The organism is Arthrobacter sp. HS15c (genome assembly GCF_040812005.1).
Lineage (GTDB): Bacteria > Actinomycetota > Actinomycetes > Actinomycetales > Micrococcaceae > Arthrobacter.
Genome location: NZ_JBFOHM010000001.1, coordinates 344,137 through 360,664 on the forward strand (window position 1 = coordinate 344,137; position 16,528 = coordinate 360,664).

Genomic DNA, 16,528 nt, shown 5'->3' on the forward strand with positions numbered 1-16,528 from the left:
CGCAGCAATAGGCCTAAGTGAGATGATTAAGTTTTGCGGTCCCTGTCCTGAACGTCAGTTCCCATGGTGTGGCAGGCCCCCGGCTCCACGTATGCAGCATTACGGCCGGGATGAACTTATGACTCAGATGAAAGTGACTACCTGATGAAATCGAAAGCCATGAAGTGGCTGACCAGCGTTCCTGTGGCTATTGCCCTGGCCGCCTCCCTCGCAGCCTGCGGCGGGGCTTCCCAGCCCACCGGCACGCCGACGGACGCCCTGGCCGGCAGCGATCAGCAGACGCTGGACAAGTACACCACCGCTGAGGTCACCCCGCTCGACAAGATCGACAAGTCCAAGCTGGGCCTGATCACGGACGGCACCCTGCGCGTCGGCACCCTGTCCGATGCCCCGCCGAATATCTTCATCGATCCCTCCGGCAAGTTCACCGGCTACGACAACGAGCTCCTGCGTGCCATCGGTGACAAGCTGGGACTGAAGGTCGAATTCGCCTCCACCGACTTCTCCGCCCTGCTCTCGCAGGTGTCGAACAAGCAGTTCGACGTCGGATCCTCCTCGATCTCGACCACCGACGCCCGCCGCAAGACGGTCGGCTTCACCAACGGCTACGACTTTGGCTACATGGCCGTCGTGACCAAGAACGACGCCAAGGTGACCGGCTTTGCCGACCTGAAGGAAGGCGTCCGCATCGGCGTCGTCCAGGGCACCGTCCAGGATGACTACGTCACCAACACGTTGAAGCTCGAACCCGTCCGTTTTCCTGACTACAACACCGTCTACGGAAATGTGAAGAACGGTCAGATCGACGCCTGGGTTGCCCCGTCGCAGCAGGCCTCCGGCCAGGTGAAGGAAGGCGACAACACCAAGATCGCCGAGAAGGTTGTCAACACGCAGAACTTCACCGCATACGCCGTGAACAAGGACAACCAGCCCCTGCTCGATGCCCTGAACGCAGGCCTGGACGCCGTTATTGCTGACGGCACCTGGACCAAGCTCACGTCGGAGTGGTACACCGACCGCACCACCGCGGCTGAGCAGACCCCGCAGGGTTGGAAGCCCGGCAGCAAGGCCGTCCAGATCCCCGCTAAGTAACCCGGCGTTCCATGGATATCCTCAAGCAGCTCTCTGACACCTTCCTTGATTGGGAGGCCATGGGCCAGGTCATTCCCAAAATGTTCGCCGTGGGCCTGCCGAACACGCTCGTCCTCGCGGTCATTTCAGGCATCATCGGCACAATGCTCGGGATGGCTCTGGCCCTGATGGGGATCTCCCGGAACGCCGCCGCCCGCTGGATTGCCCGGATCTACACGGACGTCCTCCGCGGGCTCCCTCCGGTCCTGACCATCCTGGTCATCGGATTCGGGTTCGGCCCCATCATCCGTGAGCTGACCGGCTCCACCAGTCCCTACCCCATGGCCATCGCGGCGCTGTCCCTGATGTCGGGTGCCTACATTGGCGAAATCTTCCGCTCGGGCATCCAGAGCGTGGACAAGGGACAACTCGAGGCATCCCGTGCCCTGGGGTTCGGCTACGGCTCTTCCATGCGCCTGGTAGTTGTTCCCCAGGGCATCCGCCGGGTCCTGCCCGCGCTGGTCAACCAGTTCATCGCCCTGATCAAGGAATCCTCGCTCGTCTTCCTCCTGGGCCTGCTGGCCACGGAGCGCGAGATCTTCCAGATCGGCAAGGACGCTGCGGCAACCAGCGGCAACCTCTCACCCTATGTAGCCGCGGCGATCTTCTACCTGGTGCTGACCATCCCGCTGACGCATTTCGTGAACTGGATTGACGCCCGGCTTCGTTCGGGCCGGCCGGAAAAGAAGGAACCGGACGAGGCCGCAGCTGTCGTCGGAAAGGGAGCACAGGCATGAGCGAATTCGCATCCGGAACGCTGACCGCAAAGAACATCCACTTGTCCTTCGGCAGCAACCACGTCCTCCGCGGCATCGACCTCCATGTCGAGAAGGGCACCACGGCTTCAGTCATCGGGCCTTCCGGCTCAGGCAAGTCGACGCTGCTGCGCGTGATGAACCGCCTCATCGAGCCGGACCAGGGCGACATCCTGCTGGATGGCCGTTCTGTCCTGAAAGACAACCCGGACGAGCTGCGCCGGCGGATCGGCATGGTGTTCCAGCAGTTCAACCTGTTCCCGCACAAGACGGTGGCGGAAAACATCTCGCTGGCACTGCGCAAGCTCCGGAAGCTGCCGAAGGACCAGGCACACGCCGAGGCGCTGGAGCAGCTGGACCTCGTGGGCCTGAAGCACAAGGCTGATGCCCGTCCGGCCAACCTTTCCGGCGGCCAGCAGCAGCGTGTGGCGATCGCCCGTGCGCTGGCCATGAAGCCTGAGGTGATGTTCTTCGACGAAGCCACTTCTGCCCTGGACCCCGAGCTTGTCAAGGGCGTCCTGTCGCTGATGGCGGACCTCGCCAAGGGCGGCATGACCATGGTGGTCGTGACCCACGAGATGGGCTTCTCCCGCAACGTCTCGGACACCGTGACGTTTATGGACGCCGGCGTGGTAGTGGAGTCGGGTCCGCCCGAGCAGATCTTCACTTCCCCGGCCACGGACCGGCTGAAGGGCTTCCTTTCGGACGTCCTCTAGGCGCCAACACAAAATCCCCGCCTCCTGGACATTTCCCCCTTGCATGCAGGGGGGATTCGTCCGGGAGGCGGGGATTTCCCGGTTTAAGGAACGACGCCGGAGCTAGCGTTGCGCGGCGGCTGCTGCCTTCGCGGCGGCCGGGAGGGCGTCGAAGATCCGGTTCATGGCGGCGTCGTCGTGGGCGGCGGACAGGAACCAGGCCTCGAAGACGGACGGCGGCAGGTAAACCCCGGCTTCCAGCATCGAGTGGAAGAACGGCGCATACCGGAACGTCTCCTGGGCCTGGGCATCCGCGTAGTTGTGGACGCCGTTGGCCGATGTTCCGAACGCAACCGAGAACAGGTTTCCGGCGAACTGGATGGAGTGGTCCACACCGGCCGAGTCCAGCGCCGCGGACAGCGCCGACGAGAGTTCCAGCGACCGGGCATCAATGAACGAGTAGACGTCACGGGTCGCGTGGGTCAGCGTGGCAACCCCGGCGGCCATGGCCACGGGGTTCCCGGACAGGGTGCCGGCCTGGTACACGGGGCCAAGCGGCGCGAGGTAGTCCATGACGTCGGCACGCCCGCCGAGGGCCGCCGTCGGCATTCCACCACCGATGACCTTTCCGAAGGTGAGCAGGTCAGGGGTCCACGGGTCCGCTGCGTCGGGTGCGCCGCCGGTGAGGCCCCAATAGCCGGAGTAGCCCGTGCGGAATCCGGTCAGCACCTCGTCAACGATCAGCAGCGCCCCGTGTTCGCGGGTGATGCGGGACAGCCCGAGGTTGAACCCTTCGGCGGGGGTCACCACGCCCATGTTGGCCGGGGCGGCTTCGGTGATGACGGCCGCGATGTTGGCGCCGTGGGCGGCGAAGGCGGCTTCGACCGCTGCGAGGTCGTTGTACGGCAGGACAAGGGTTTCGGCGGCGGTGGCTTCCGTGACGCCGGCCGAACCGGGCAGGGCCAGGGTGGCGACGCCAGAACCGGCCGCGGCCAGCAGCCCGTCCAGGTGGCCGTGGTAGCAGCCGGCGAACTTGATGATCAGGTTGCGTCCGGTGAATCCGCGGGCCAGCCGGACGGCCGTCATGGTGGCCTCGGTGCCGGTGGACACCATCCGGACGCGTTCCGCGGCGGGGACGCGTTCCTGCACGATGGCTGCCAGGTTGGCCTCATCAGGCGTGGATGCGCCGAACGAGAGGCCACGGTCCACGGCCGTGTGGACGGCGTCCAGGACGGCGGGGTGGGCGTGGCCCAGCAGGGCGGGGCCCCAGGAGCAGACCAGGTCGACGTATTCCTTCCCGTCGGCATCCGTGAGGTACGGTCCCTGGGCGGACACCATAAAACGTGGCGTTCCACCCACGGAGCCGAACGCCCGGACAGGAGAGTTCACGCCGCCGGGCATCAGCCGGCGGGCGCGGTCGAAGAGTTCCTCGTTGCGAGGGTTGCTGGAAGTCATGGTTCCTATTCTTTCAGTTGGCCGGCCCGTCAGTTACCGAGCAGTTCCGCCACCTTGGGCGCCACCGCCGTGCCCATCAGCTCGATGGAGCGCATCATGGCCGAGTGCGGCAACGGGCCGCTGCTGTATTTGAGGTCAAAACGGTCCACGCCCAGGTCAGCCTTGAGCCGGGCGATCTTCCGGGCCACGGTGTCCGGGGAACCGACATACAGGGCACCGTCCGGGGCGCAGAGGGCGTCGAATTCAGGGCGCCCGGCCGGTCCCCAGCCACGTTCTGCGCCGATCCGGTTCCGCAGCTTCAGCCAGTGCGGGAAGAACTCCTCGCGGGCCTGTTCATCAGTTGCAGCCACGTGCCCGGGCGAATGGGTCGCGACCTGCTGCAGGGGATGTCCGTACTGGGCCATGGCTTCCCGGTAGAGGTCTGCGAGCGGCCCGAAGGCGCGGGGCTGCCCGCCGATGATGGCAAAGATGATGGGGTACCCGTACTGCGCGCAGCGGAGGACCGATTCCGTGGTCCCGCCCACGCCGATCCAGGCGGGCAGCAGGTGGTGTTCCAGCGGCGGGTAAACGCTCAGGCCGTGCAGCGCCGGCCGGGTGCGGCCTTCCCAGTGCACGGGTTTCTGCGACCGCACCTTGTCGAACAGCTCGAGCTTCTCCTCGAACAGGACCTCGTAGTCGGCCAGGTCCAGCCCGAACAGCGGGAACGACTCGACAAAGGATCCGCGGCCGAGCATAACTTCCGCCCGGCCGTTGGAGAGCGCGTCCACTGTGGCGAAGCGCTGGAACACCCTGATGGGATCATCCGAGCTCAGCACTGTCACAGCCGAGCCGAGCCGGATCTGGCGGGTGCGGGCCGCGGCGGCGGCGAGGAAAACCTCCGGGGCGGAGACTGCGAAGTCCTTGCGGTGGTGCTCCCCCACGCCAAACGCATGAAGTCCGACGGCGTCAGCCAGTTCCGCCTGTTCAAGCAGCTGGCGGAGCACCTGGGCATGCGGCTGCGGGCTTCCGTCCGGGTTCTCACCGACGTCGCCGAAGGTGTTCAGGCCCAGCAGGATTTGGTCCGCGGCTACCGGCGCAGTGGGGCTTGCGGCTGCGGAAGCTGCAGGCTCCGAAGCCGGCTGCGCGGTCATCGGGATTCCCTCAGCCAGCCGGCGAGCTCGGCAGCCCAGTACGTCAGCACCATGTCCGCACCGGCGCGGCGGATGCCCAGTACGGACTCGGTGATGGCGGCGCGGCGGTCGATCCAGCCGTTGGCTGCCGCCGCCTCGATCATCGCGTACTCACCGGAGATCTGGTAGGCGGCAACGGGGACCGGGCTCATGGCGGCGACATCGGCCACGATGTCCAGGTAGCTCATGGCGGGTTTCACCATCACGATGTCAGCACCTTCGGCCAGGTCCAGCTCCACTTCCCGGATGGCCTCGCGGCGGTTTCCGGCGTCCATCTGGTACGTTCGCCGGTCGCCTTTCAGCTGGGAGTCCACGGCTTCGCGGAACGGGCCGTAGAAGGCCGAGGCGTACTTGGCTGCGTAGGCAACTACGGACGTGGTGGTGTGTCCGGCGTCGTCCAGCGCCTTGCGGATGGCGGCGATCTGGCCGTCCATCATCCCGGACGGGCCCAGCATGTGGGCGCCGGCATCGGCCTGGGCCACGGCCATCCTGGCGTAGATCTCCACGGTGCGGTCGTTGTCCACGTACCCGTCGGCGTCGAGCACGCCGCAGTGCCCGTGGTCGGTGAACTCGTCCAGGCAGACGTCGCTCATGATGACCAGGTCGTCGCCCACTTCGGCGCGGACGTCGCGGATGGCCTTGTTGAGCACGCCGTCCGGATCCAGGGAAGCGGTGCCTTCGGCGTCCCGGACCGCCGGGATGCCAAAGAGCATGATGCCGCCGATGCCCAGTTCAACGGCTTCTGCGGCGGCGCGCTTGAGCGTATCGGTGGTGTGTTGGAGCACGCCCGGCATGGACGTGATGGGGTTGGGCTCGGTGAGCCCCTCCCGGATGAAGGCCGGCAGGATGAGCTCGGCCGGGGCCAGCCGCGTTTCGGCCGTGAGCCTGCGCATCGCCGGAGTGGTGCGCAGGCGGCGGGGACGTTGGTTGGGGAAACTCATGGTGTGTCCTTCACAGGTGGTCCGGGTGGGGTCGGGGAATCCAGGGCTTCGCGCACCGCCGCCACGAGCCCGGCGGGGGTGGGCTCAGCCGCGACCGCAGCTACGCCCAGGCCGAGCGCTGCGGCCTCGTCCGCCGTCGAACGTCCGATCGCGACGAGGCGGCAGTCCTTCAGCGGGGCAAGCAGGGCGTTGATGCGCCGTGCGGCGCTGGGTGATGCGGCCACGACGGCGTGCAGCCGGCCGGCGGCGATCTCAGCCTGCGCGCCTTCCGCAGTCAGCAGCGCGTACGACGGCGGCGCGGCCACGGGGGCAGCGCCGCCGGTTTCCCCCCGGTCGGTTGCCAGCGGTTCGACGGCGAGACGACGCTCCGCATCGGCCGGAAAGTCGACAGTCCGGTAGGCGGTGACAACAGTGACGGAGGCCCCGGACGCCGTCAGCCCTTCGGCCAGGAGCGGCGCCGCGATGTCGGCCTGCGGCAGGAGCACCCGGCCGGCGCCTGCGGGCCAGGCGTCAAGCAGCCCGGCAGCCGACTGAGAGGCCTCAGGGACGAGCGTGACGGAGACTCCCGCGGATTCGAGCATTCCCCTTGAGGCCTGGCCGATGGCGGCCACCCGGGTCGTGGCGGGCAGCCAGTCCCCGAGGGCCAGTCCACGCTCGGCGGCCTTGTCGCCCAGGACGTGGACCGTTGTGGCGCTGCTGACCACCAGCCAGTCGAATGCCCCGGCCGCCAGGGCATCGCAGGCCACGTCCAGGGAATGCTGGTCCGCGGCCCGCTCAAAATCGATCAGCGGCAGCAGCAGTGCCTGCGCACCGGCCTGCTCAAGTGCTGAAATGAGGGAAAGCGACCGCTCCGGGCTGCGGGTGATCAGGACCCGGGTGTGCGCGAGCGGCCGCTTGTCCTGCTGGAAGCTGTTGTCCTGGCCCGCCATGTCAGGACGCCCCGGGGCGCGTGTCCACGGGCCCGGTCAGGATGCCTGGAGGTCTGCGATGTCGGCGGCGCCGCCGGCAAGGAGGACCTCCGCCAGTTCGATGCCAAGGAGCGTGGCCCCTACCTCGGTCAGCCCGTCGGTGGCGCGTTTGTCGCGGACCGATGCTGTCCCGTCCACGGCACAGACCACGGCTTCGAGGTGCAGCATGCTGCCCTTGCGGTAGGCGTAGGCGCCCACGGGGGCAGCGCAGCCGGCCTCAAGACGGGCCAGCAGGGCCCGTTCGGCGGTCACGGCGAGCCTGGTGTCAGGATCGTCGAGTGCCGCCAGGGCCTGGGCCAGGACGCCCTGCGAGCCTTCTGTTGATCCGGCCTTGCGGGGAGCGTCGGCGGTGCGGCATTCAATAGCCAGCGACCCCTGCCCCGCGGCCGGCAGCATTACGTCGGTTTCGAGGAACTCGGTGACGGCGTCGAGCCGGCTGATCCGCTCCAGGCCGGCGGCGGCGAGGACGACGGCGTCGAGGTCGCAGGACTTGCCTGGCACCACCTGGTCCGTCGCGTTGCCCGGAAGCCCCGGCACGCGGCCAAGGCGAGTATCCACGTTGCCGCGGATGTCCAGGATCTGCAGGTCCGGACGTGCGGCGCGGAGCTGGGCGGCGCGCCGCGGTGAGCCGGTGCCCACGGTGGCGCCCTGCGGCAGGTCGGCCAGCTTCAGGCCGTCGCGGGCGCAAAGGACATCGCGGACGTCAACGCGGCGGGGTGTAGCCGCCAGCGTCAGGCCAACGGCTGCGCCGGTGGGCAGGTCTTTCAGCGAGTGCACTGCCACGTCGCACTCGTTGCGCAGGAGCGCTTCGCGGAGGGCGACAACAAAAACGCCGGTGCCGCCCATCTGGGACAACGAACCGGTGAGGACGTCGCCGTCGGTCCTGATGTGCACCAGTTCCACGGGGAATCCGCCGACGGCGGCAAGCTGGTCCGCGGTCTGCTGCGTCTGGGTCAGGGCGAGCTTGCTGGCCCTGGTTCCGATCCGGACGGTCACTGGGCGCCTTCTCCCCCGGCCGGCACTGCGGTCGCGTCCGGGTAGGGGTCGTGCCCGGTTCCAACCGTGGTGTCCGCGCCGGCGATGGTGGGCTTTTCGCCGCGGAAGTTGGCGCAGCAGCCGGGCCGGCAGACGTCGTACCAGGGGCCCAGGCCGGTCACGGCGGGACGGTCGGCGATATTGTTGGCGCGGGTCCGCTCGGAGATGAGGTCCACCAGCCCGTTGACGAATTTGCGGTGCGTGCCGGGGGTGGGCACCCGGGTGGCGGCCAGGCCCAGGGTGCGGCAGGTCTCCAGCGCTTCGGTGTCCAGGTCCCAGACAACCTCCATGTGGTCGCTGACGAAGCCCAGCGGAACAATCACGATGCCCTTGATGCCCTGGGCGGCCAGTTCCTCGATGGCGTCGTTGATATCCGGTTCCAGCCACGGCACGTGCGGGGCACCTGAACGCGACTGGTAGACGAGGGACCAGGGTGCGGTGAGGCCTGATTCGGCCTCAACGCGGCTGATCACGGCGGCGCCGGTGGCGAGGTGCTGCGCGACGTATGCGGAACCTTCCTCGAAGTCGCGCGGCTCGGCGTCGGACCGTCCTGCGGCGTCGGCGTCGCGGGTGGGAATGGAGTGCGTGGCGAACAGGATGTGCACGGGCGCGTCCGGGTTGCCGGCCTCAGCGAGCTGGGCGCGGACGTCGGCCAGGCCGGCGGCGGTCCCTTCAACAAAGGGCTCCACAAAGCCAGGGTGGTCGAAGTACTGGCGCACCTTGTCCACCTCGAGCCGGCCGTCCAGGCCGGTCTCGGCAAGCGCCATGCCGATGTCCTCGCGGTACTGGCGGCAGCTGGAGTAGCAGGAGTAGGCACTCGTGGTGATCATCAGCAGCTTGCGGTGGCCGGCGTCGTACGCGTCCTGCAGGGTCTGCGGGATGTAGGGGTCCCAGTTGCGGTTTCCCCAGAGCACCGGCAGCCCGATGCCGCGGGCGGACAGCTCAGCCTCGAGGGCGGCCTTGAGCTCGCGGTTCTGCTGGTTGATGGGGCTGATGCCGCCGTTGGCCCGGTAGTGGTGGGAGACCTCTTCGAGCCGCTCGTCCGGGATGCCGCGGCCGCGGGTGACGTTGCGGAGGAACGGCAGGACGTCGTCCTGGCCCTCGGGGCCGCCGAAGGAGGCGAGCAGCACGGCGTCGTAGTCCTTGGGCGCCATCCGGCCGGCTTCGGTGACGGGGTTGACGGCAGTCAGCGTGGAGCCCGGTTGGGGATCCGCCGGGTTCATGCGAGGACCTCTGCGATCTCCGCTGCACTGATCCGGCGTCCGGTGTAGAACGGGATCTCCTCGCGGACGTGGTTGCGTGCCTCAGTGGCGCGCAGGTGCCGCATCAGGTCCACGAGGTCAACCAGCTCCGGCGCTTCCAGGCCCAGGATCCATTCCCAGTCGCCCAGGGCAAAGGAAGACACGGTGTTGGAGATGACCTGTGGGAAGTCGCGGCCCAGCATGCCGTGATCGCGCAGCATCTTGCCGCGCTCGGCCTCGGGCAGGATGTACCACTCGTAGGAGCGCACGAACGGGTAGACGCACAGCCACTCTGCCGGCGCTACGCCGCGTGAGTAGGCAGGCGTGTGGTTTTTGGCGAATTCAGCCTCGCGGTGCACACCCATGGCGGACCAGACAATCTCCGTTCCGGCGAACAGCTTGCTGCGGCGGATATCGCGGATCGCCCGCTGCAGTTCTTCGGGCTTGGGGCCATGGAGCCACACCATCACGTCGGCATCGGCGCGCATGGCGGAGACATCGTAGTTTCCGCGGTGGGTCACCCCGGCCTCGCCCAGGCGGGACAGCAGCGCATCGAAGTCGTCGGCAGCGTCAGCGCTGCGCAGGACATCAGCTGACCGCTTGAATACAGTCCAGAGGGTAAAAAACTGCTCGGCTGATTCTTCGGTTTTAGTGACAGATTCGGCAGAAGTGTGGCTCATGGTTACCAGTTTGCCCCTTCCCCTTCGCCAAGTCGAAACCGAAGAGTTCTACAAGACGTAGAAGTGTTGAATGTCACATCATGCGCCACAGGCATAGCGCTTCCGACCATCGGGAGCCGGCCTTAGAACCGGCGGATCCGGGTGAAGACCAGTCCGGCTGCCCCCGCTGACCCGACAAGCCCGACGCCGAGCCACACCTTGGCGGCCTCGGCCGCCGGTTCCGTCTGGGCAGTCATCTCGTGGCGGCTTTGGGCGGCGCCGCCGACTGCCTGGGGAACGCCGGTGCGCGTGGCCGTCGGGCCAGACGTGCTGGTTGGCTCTGATGTGGCGGATGCTGCCGCACTGTCCCCGGCGGCAGGCTGGTCGGCGGCCGGGGTGCCCGCTTCGCTGCCGGCCACCCCTGGCTCGGCCCCTGCTGTCGTGGACGCTGCGTCCGGCTGGCCGGCCGCAGGCTGCGGGAGCGGCACGGCGGTACCTCCCAGAGGAGACGGGGCGGGCACGGGCGTTGCAGTACCCGTTGCCGCAGCGCTGGTGGTGGGCGGCGGCGAAGCCGTGGTGGGCGCGGGGACCGGCGACGGGGAAACGGTGGTCGCTTCGGGGACCGGAGTGGGCTGGGGCGAGGCAGTGGCGGAGCCGAGCACGCCCTTCAGGAGTCCTCCGACTACGGGCAACTGCGCGCTGCCGCTGACCTGGACTTCCGGCTCGTCAGCGCCGGAAACTCCGTCTGCCTGGGACGCGGGAACACCCGCAGTAAGGACCAGTACCGCCCCGATTGCGGCAGCTGCACTGCCCCTTCGGAATCCCCCATGGATACCGGTCCGGGAACGTGAAAATTCGGACCTGTAGTCAACCATAGTCATCCACCCTAGCCACCGTGGCGGGTCAATTGAAAGTCGGCAAGAGCACTTGACTGGCCTTGTAAACGCGCTGACAACAGGCTGAATTGGGGCGATGCTCAGCTCAGGAAGCTTCGAAGCTGTTCCCTGGTATCGGCCACGACAGCAGCCAGTCCGTTGCCAGCCACCCAGCCTCCGACGACCGCGAGGCCTTCCTGCTGCGCACAGATCTGCCTGATGTCCGCAACGCGCGCCTTGTGTCCGACAGCGGCGAACGGCAGCGCCCCCTGCCACCGGACGACGTCCCAGCCGATGATGTCCTCCTGCCGGATGGGGACATCGAGCAGGGCGGACGCGTCACGCAGGGAAGAGGCCAGGAGCTCGTTGTCGGATGCAGGACCGCCTCCGCCGGCTGCCGAACCGTCAATGCGGCCGTAGGACAACCGCAGGACGTGGGTTCCCGGGCCGGCAGCTGCCGCCAGCCAGTCCCATTTCGCCGTTGCATGCGTCAGTGCCTTGGCTTCAATGCCCGGGGTCTGCGGCGCCACCAGGATGCCCGTCCCCCGGGGCCGCCGGTCCAGTTCGGGAACATCCACCACCAGGGTGACAAGCCGGACATCGGGACCGCTGTCGGGCTGCTTGCCGGCAAGGCCGGGGACCGCTGCTTCCAGAAGCCCGACGGCGGCCGGACCGTCGAGTGCCACCACCAGCAGTCCGGCGTCGTAAGCGGTTGGCCCGGCAGTGACGCGCCAGCCGTCCTGCGTCCTGGCGGCGCCGTCCGCGCGGGCGCCGTGCACCAGTGCCACGCCGCGGGCCCGGAGGTCCGACAGCAACGCCGTGACGAGGGTGTGCATGCCCCCGTCCAGTCCGGCGACGGCGGAACCCGCCTTGGCAACGGGCTGCGGCCCGGAGGCCGGCGCCACAGAGGGTCCGGGGCCGGACGCCGCAGGGCCAGGGCCGCGCCGTTGCGCGGAGACGGCGGCCGCGAGCGAACCGTGCCGGCGAAGCCCGGCACGCAGTCCGGGCGCCACCATATCAACGTCAAGCAGGCCCGGGTCGGCGGAGTGCACCCCGCCCACCACCGGGGCGACCAGGCGGTCAAGGACGCGGCGGCCCATCCGGGACCGAACCAGCGAGGACACGCTTGTCACGTTGGCTGACGCGCCGACGAACGCGGGCAGGAACCTGTCCAGCGAGGCGCGCAGGGAGCCCAGGAAGCCGAGCGAGCGCCGGACCTCCGGGTCCCAGGGGTTGGCGGGGATGCCCAGGACACCCGTCTTGGGGAGTTCCCGGGGCCCGTCGGGCAGCTGCACCCAGGCGCCGCCCGGCCGCGGCGCGACGATTTTTCCGGCCAGCCCCAGCTCGGTGGCGAGGTCGGCTACGGCGGTGGAACGCGTGGCGAAGGACTCGGCACCACTGTCGAGCAGGAGGCCCGCCACAACGTGGCTTCCCACGCAGCCGCCCCAGCGGTCCGTGGCCTCCAGGACGGTGACTGCGCGGCCGGCCGCTGCCAGTTCCCGGGCGGCCAGGAGGCCGGAGATCCCGCCGCCCACCACCAGAGCCGGGGCCAGGAACGCCTCGGCCTGATCGCCCGGCTGTTGTCCGGAATCCGCTGCCTTGCCCACGGAACTACTCCGGGGAAATGGAGTGGATGAGCTCAACAACCCGGGTCAGGACGGCTGGATCGGTCTCGGGAGGCACGCCGTGGCCGAGGTTGAGCACGTGCCCGGGTGCTGCGGAGCCGGCCCGGATGACTTCGCGCACGTGGGCTTCCAGCACCTCCCAGGGAGCTGACAACAGTGCCGGATCGATGTTCCCCTGCAGGGGCACCGTGCCGCCCAGCCTTCGGTTGGCCTCATCCAGCGGAAGGCGGTAGTCGACGCCGACCACGTCCACGCCGACGTCGCGCATGGCGACAAGCAGTTCCGAGGTGCCGGTACCGAAGTGGATCAGCGGCGCGCCGAGGTGCCGGACGTGGTCCAGCGCCCGGGCGGAGGCCGGTGCCACGTACTTCAAGTAGTCCGCCAGGCCCAGCGACCCGGCCCAGGAATCGAACAGCTGTCCGGCGGAGGCGCCGGCTTCAAGCTGGGCGCGGAGGAACATCCCCGAGGCATCCGCGGCCCAATTGGCCAGTGCAGTCCAGGTCTCCGGATCGGCGTGCATCATGGTGCGCGGGCCGAGGTGGTCCCGTGACGGCTTGCCCTCAACCATGTAGGCGGCGAGGGTGAACGGGGCGCCGGCGAAACCGATCAGCGGGGTCTTGCCCAGCTCAGCGACGGTCAGGCGCACGGCTTCCCGGATGGGTTCCAGGGCTTCCCACGTCAGCTGCGGCAGGGCCGCAACGTCGTCAGCCGTTCGCACCGGCTTGTCCAGCACCGGGCCCACGCCGGGAACGATGTCCACGCCGACGCCTGCAAGCTTGAGCGGAATCACAATGTCGGAGAAGAAGATGGCTGCGTCAACGTCGTGCCGGCGCACGGGCTGCAGGGTGATCTCGGACGCCAGTTCCGGCCGGAGGCAGGAGTCGAGCATGGCCACGCCTTCGCGGACTTTCAGGTACTCCGGCAGCGACCGACCGGCCTGCCGCATGAACCACACGGGCCTGCGCGACGGCTTGCCGCCCCGGTAAGCCGTGATGAGCGGGGAATCTGCGGTGCGGCCGTCCATCAGTGGATGGCCGGCAGCCAGGGCGCTGTCGCTCGACAGGGCACTGGACACGGCATTGGACACGGCGGAGCTGGAAGTCATGCCTCGATTGTCCCCAAAATCGGGCACAAAAGATAACGACAGCCTGTCACCCTTCGCGGCCGCAAAGCCGCCGTGGCAGGAATCACGGCCCCGCGCCGGGCGTCCCTGCGCTGCGGGTTGTTCTACCGAGGCACGAAAAAGCTATGATTGATCTGCTGTGGTTCTTTTTTCATTGGTGGCTACACACGCCGACATCGACCTTGAGACCGTTGCTCAGTTGAGCAACGGTGCTTCCGGTATCGCCACATCCGCACTCTCCGGATCGCCGGCAGTGACGGGTGCGGTGGTGCTTGCCACTTGCAACCGCTACGAAATCTACGGTGAGGCACCCCACGCCGATGACGTGGAGGCAGCCCGCGCGGCGCTCGTGTCCCAGATCAGCGGACTCAGCGGCCTCAACGAACAGCTCGTCTCCCGCTCCTTCAGCACCCGGACCGGCCCCGAAGTCAGCCAGCACCTTTTTGCCGTCAGCGCCGGGCTGGATTCAGCCGTGGTGGGCGAGCGTGAAATTGCCGGGCAGGTCCGCCGCGCACTGATCACCGCACAGCACGAAGGCACAGCAAGCCCCGGCCTCGTCCGGCTGTTCCAGGCCGCGTCCAAGACGGCCAAGGACGTCGGGGCGCAGACCGCCCTCGGCTCCCGGGGCCTGTCCATCGTCTCCGTAGCCCTGGACCTGGCCACCGATCTCTCCGAAAACCCGGACTGGTCCGCCAAGAAGGTCGTGGTGTTCGGCACCGGCGCCTACGCCGGCGCCACCATGGCACTGCTCCGCGAGCGGGGCTGCGCCGACATCTCGGTCTTCTCGTCTTCCGGCCGCGCCGAAGGCTTCGTGGCCACCCGCGGCGGTACAGCGCTGGACAGCGAATCCCTGCCCGCAGCGGTAGCGGCGGCCGATGTCATGATCGGCTGCAGCGGTTCGGACACCCGCGTCGAGGCGGACGAACTTGCCCAGGTCCGCGCTGGATCCACCCAGCCGCTGATCGCCATCGACCTCGCCCTCACCCATGATTTTGACCCGGAAGTCGGCGAACTCGACAGCGTCGAACTGCTGACCCTGGAGTCCGTGCGCCTCGCCGCACCGCAGGAACAGGCCGAGTCCCTCACCCAGGCCAGCGGCATTGTGTCCGGTGCGGCCAAGGCTTTCGAACAGGAGCGGGAGGCACGCTCAGTGGACACCGCGATCGTGGCATTGCGCAGGCACACCATGAACGTCCTGGACGCCGAAATGGAGAAGGTCCGTGCCCGGCACGGCTGCACCGCGGCGGCCGAGGAAGTGGAGTTCGCCCTCCGCCGGATGGTCAAGCAGCTGCTGCATGTCCCCACTGTCCGCGCCCGGGAGCTGGCGGCGAACGGCCAACAGGACGACTACGTCACGGCCCTCGAAACCCTCTACGGCATCACCGTGGAGCAGCCTGCCGCCGCGGCGCAGGCCGAATGCCCGGTGGACCACCAAGGCCTCGAAAGCGCCTGAACCAGACGCTCTCTCACTTTCCTGCAGCTTTTTCAACGATGCTCTCTCACTCCTTTCAGGAGAGTGAGAGAGCATCGTCGAAAAAAGCGCGAAAAGTGATAGAGCGTCGTGGGAGGGCAACCGTCTAGTAGACGGGCTTCTGCGGCTCCACGTCGCGCACCCAGGCCAGGATTCCGCCGTCGAGATGGCTGACCCGCTGGTAGCCTGCCTTCCGGGCCGCTTCCAGGACGTTCGCCGACCGGGTCCCTGCCTTGCAGTGGAACACAATGTCCTTGTCCTGCGGCAGTTCCGCCCAGGCTTCCCCCGCCAGAATCCGTCCCTGCGGGATCAGCACCGACCCGTCGATGCTGACGATGTCGTGCTCACCGGTTTCGCGGACGTCCACCAGGTCAAAGTCCTTCAGTCCGGCCTTCCGGGACGCCAGCATGGTGGCCAGCTGGGTGGCTGTGATGGTGTGCTCCGTGTCGGCCGGGGCAGCCGGAGCGATGCCGCAGAAAGCCTCGTAGTCCGTCAGTTCTGTAATCGGTTCCGCCGCGGGGTCCTTGGAGACACGGATCTCGCGCCAGCTGCCGCCGAGCGCGTCGAACAGTGCCACGCGGCCCAGCAGTGAACGCCCGACGCCGGTAATCAGCTTCACTGCCTCCGTGACCATCAGCGAGCCGACGGCGGCGCAAAGCATGCCGAACACGCCGCCCTCCCCGCAGGACGGCACGGACCCCGCCGGCGGCGCCTCCGGGTACAGGTCGCGGTAGGTGGGGCCGTACTGTTCCCAGAACACGCTCACCTGGCCGTCGAAGCGGAAGATCGAGCCCCACACGTAGGGTTTGCCCAGGATGGCGGCGGCGTCGTTCACGAGGTACCGGGTGGCGAAGTTGTCCGCCCCGTCCAGGATCAGGTCGTAGTCCGCGAAGAGCTCCAGCGCGTTGGAGGCGTCCAGCCTCACGTTGTGCAGCCGGACGTCCACCAGCGGGTTCAGGGCGGCGATTGCGTCGCGCGCCGATTCGATCTTGGGCCGTCCCACATCGGCCACACCGTGGATCACCTGGCGCTGCAGGTTGCTGAGGTCAACGTCGTCGTCGTCGATGATTCCCAGCGTTCCCACGCCCGCCGCCGCGAGGTACAGCAGGGCCGGCGAACCCAGTCCCCCGGCACCAATGACCAGGACCTTGGCGTTCTTGAGCCGCCGCTGTCCCATGGCGCCAATCTCGGGAATGATGAGGTGCCGCGAATAACGCTCCACTTCGGCGGGAGTCAAATCCCCTGCCGGCTCCACCAGGGGTTCAAGGGAAACGGAGGAAACATTTGCGGTGAATGTCGAAGCCATACTTCAATGTATGCCCCGAGATACCGCGAGGTCATATTACCCCGCAGTAAAGTGGAGGTAACTGCAATGGAAAGTAGGG

General features: G+C 67.9%; 15 protein-coding genes. 4 read left to right on the forward strand and 11 right to left on the reverse strand.

The genetic code is table 11. The features are described 5' to 3' along the window. The first annotated feature begins 144 nt into the window (after window positions 1-144). Genes ABV518_RS01535 through ABV518_RS01545 form a run of 3 tightly spaced genes read left to right on the forward strand, consistent with a single transcriptional unit; the run spans window position 145 to window position 2,602 of the window. Window positions 145-1,092 (forward strand): ABC transporter substrate-binding protein, encoded by a 948-nt coding sequence (locus ABV518_RS01535; RefSeq protein ID WP_367765087.1) that lies wholly within the window; start codon window positions 145-147, stop codon window positions 1,090-1,092. An 11-nt stretch (window positions 1,093-1,103) separates the two neighbouring features. Next, entirely contained in the window at window positions 1,104-1,868 is a 765-nt protein-coding gene (locus tag ABV518_RS01540; RefSeq protein WP_367765088.1) for an amino acid ABC transporter permease, read from the forward strand. Next, complete coding sequence (locus tag ABV518_RS01545) at window positions 1,865-2,602, forward strand: amino acid ABC transporter ATP-binding protein (protein WP_310161563.1); 738 nt, start codon at window positions 1,865-1,867, stop codon at window positions 2,600-2,602. The genes ABV518_RS01540 and ABV518_RS01545 overlap by 4 nt, the downstream gene beginning before the upstream one ends. Before the next feature lie 102 nt (window positions 2,603-2,704). On the opposite strand, the gene hemL is transcribed toward ABV518_RS01545, so the two are convergent. The 10 genes from hemL to hemE form a co-directional block, all read right to left on the reverse strand. After that, complete coding sequence (hemL, locus tag ABV518_RS01550) at window positions 2,705-4,036, reverse strand: glutamate-1-semialdehyde 2,1-aminomutase (protein WP_367765089.1); 1,332 nt, start codon at window positions 4,034-4,036, stop codon at window positions 2,705-2,707. Between the two features lie 29 nt (window positions 4,037-4,065). After that, entirely contained in the window at window positions 4,066-5,166 is a 1,101-nt protein-coding gene (locus tag ABV518_RS01555; RefSeq protein ID WP_367765090.1) for an LLM class flavin-dependent oxidoreductase, read from the reverse strand. Next, window positions 5,163-6,146: a porphobilinogen synthase gene (gene hemB, locus ABV518_RS01560; protein WP_367765091.1), complete on the reverse strand. Its 984-nt coding sequence runs from the start codon at window positions 6,144-6,146 to the stop codon at window positions 5,163-5,165. Before hemB ends, ABV518_RS01555 begins: the two co-directional genes overlap by 4 nt. After that, window positions 6,143-7,075 (reverse strand): uroporphyrinogen-III synthase, encoded by a 933-nt coding sequence (locus ABV518_RS01565; RefSeq protein WP_367765092.1) that lies wholly within the window; start codon window positions 7,073-7,075, stop codon window positions 6,143-6,145. Before ABV518_RS01565 ends, hemB begins: the two co-directional genes overlap by 4 nt. 36 nt (window positions 7,076-7,111) lie before the next feature. After that, window positions 7,112-8,110 (reverse strand): hydroxymethylbilane synthase, encoded by a 999-nt coding sequence (hemC, locus tag ABV518_RS01570; protein WP_367765093.1) that lies wholly within the window; start codon window positions 8,108-8,110, stop codon window positions 7,112-7,114. After that, window positions 8,107-9,372 (reverse strand): ferrochelatase, encoded by a 1,266-nt coding sequence (locus tag ABV518_RS01575; RefSeq protein ID WP_367765094.1) that lies wholly within the window; start codon window positions 9,370-9,372, stop codon window positions 8,107-8,109. Before ABV518_RS01575 ends, hemC begins: the two co-directional genes overlap by 4 nt. Then, complete coding sequence (gene hemQ / locus ABV518_RS01580) at window positions 9,369-10,070, reverse strand: hydrogen peroxide-dependent heme synthase (RefSeq protein WP_367765095.1); 702 nt, start codon at window positions 10,068-10,070, stop codon at window positions 9,369-9,371. The genes ABV518_RS01575 and hemQ overlap by 4 nt, the downstream gene beginning before the upstream one ends. 122 nt (window positions 10,071-10,192) lie before the next feature. Further along, the gene (locus ABV518_RS01585) at window positions 10,193-10,924 is read right to left on the reverse strand and encodes a hypothetical protein (protein WP_367765096.1); all 732 of its coding nucleotides are present in this window, start codon (window positions 10,922-10,924) and stop codon (window positions 10,193-10,195) included. 101 nt (window positions 10,925-11,025) lie between these two features. Continuing rightward, window positions 11,026-12,465, reverse strand: a complete 1,440-nt coding sequence (gene hemG / locus ABV518_RS01590; protein WP_367765324.1) for a protoporphyrinogen oxidase — start codon at window positions 12,463-12,465, stop codon at window positions 11,026-11,028. A gap of 70 nt (window positions 12,466-12,535) precedes the next feature. Then, complete coding sequence (gene hemE, locus ABV518_RS01595) at window positions 12,536-13,654, reverse strand: uroporphyrinogen decarboxylase (RefSeq protein WP_367765097.1); 1,119 nt, start codon at window positions 13,652-13,654, stop codon at window positions 12,536-12,538. A gap of 157 nt (window positions 13,655-13,811) precedes the next feature. On the opposite strand from hemE, the gene ABV518_RS01600 reads away from it, so the two are divergent. Next, window positions 13,812-15,125: a glutamyl-tRNA reductase gene (locus tag ABV518_RS01600; RefSeq protein WP_367765098.1), complete on the forward strand. Its 1,314-nt coding sequence runs from the start codon at window positions 13,812-13,814 to the stop codon at window positions 15,123-15,125. Window positions 15,126-15,249: 124 nt separating this feature from the next. Here ABV518_RS01600 and moeB read toward each other — a convergent pair whose 3' ends face one another. Continuing rightward, window positions 15,250-16,449: a molybdopterin-synthase adenylyltransferase MoeB gene (gene moeB / locus ABV518_RS01605; RefSeq protein ID WP_367765099.1), complete on the reverse strand. Its 1,200-nt coding sequence runs from the start codon at window positions 16,447-16,449 to the stop codon at window positions 15,250-15,252. Window positions 16,450-16,528: the final 79 nt, after the last annotated feature.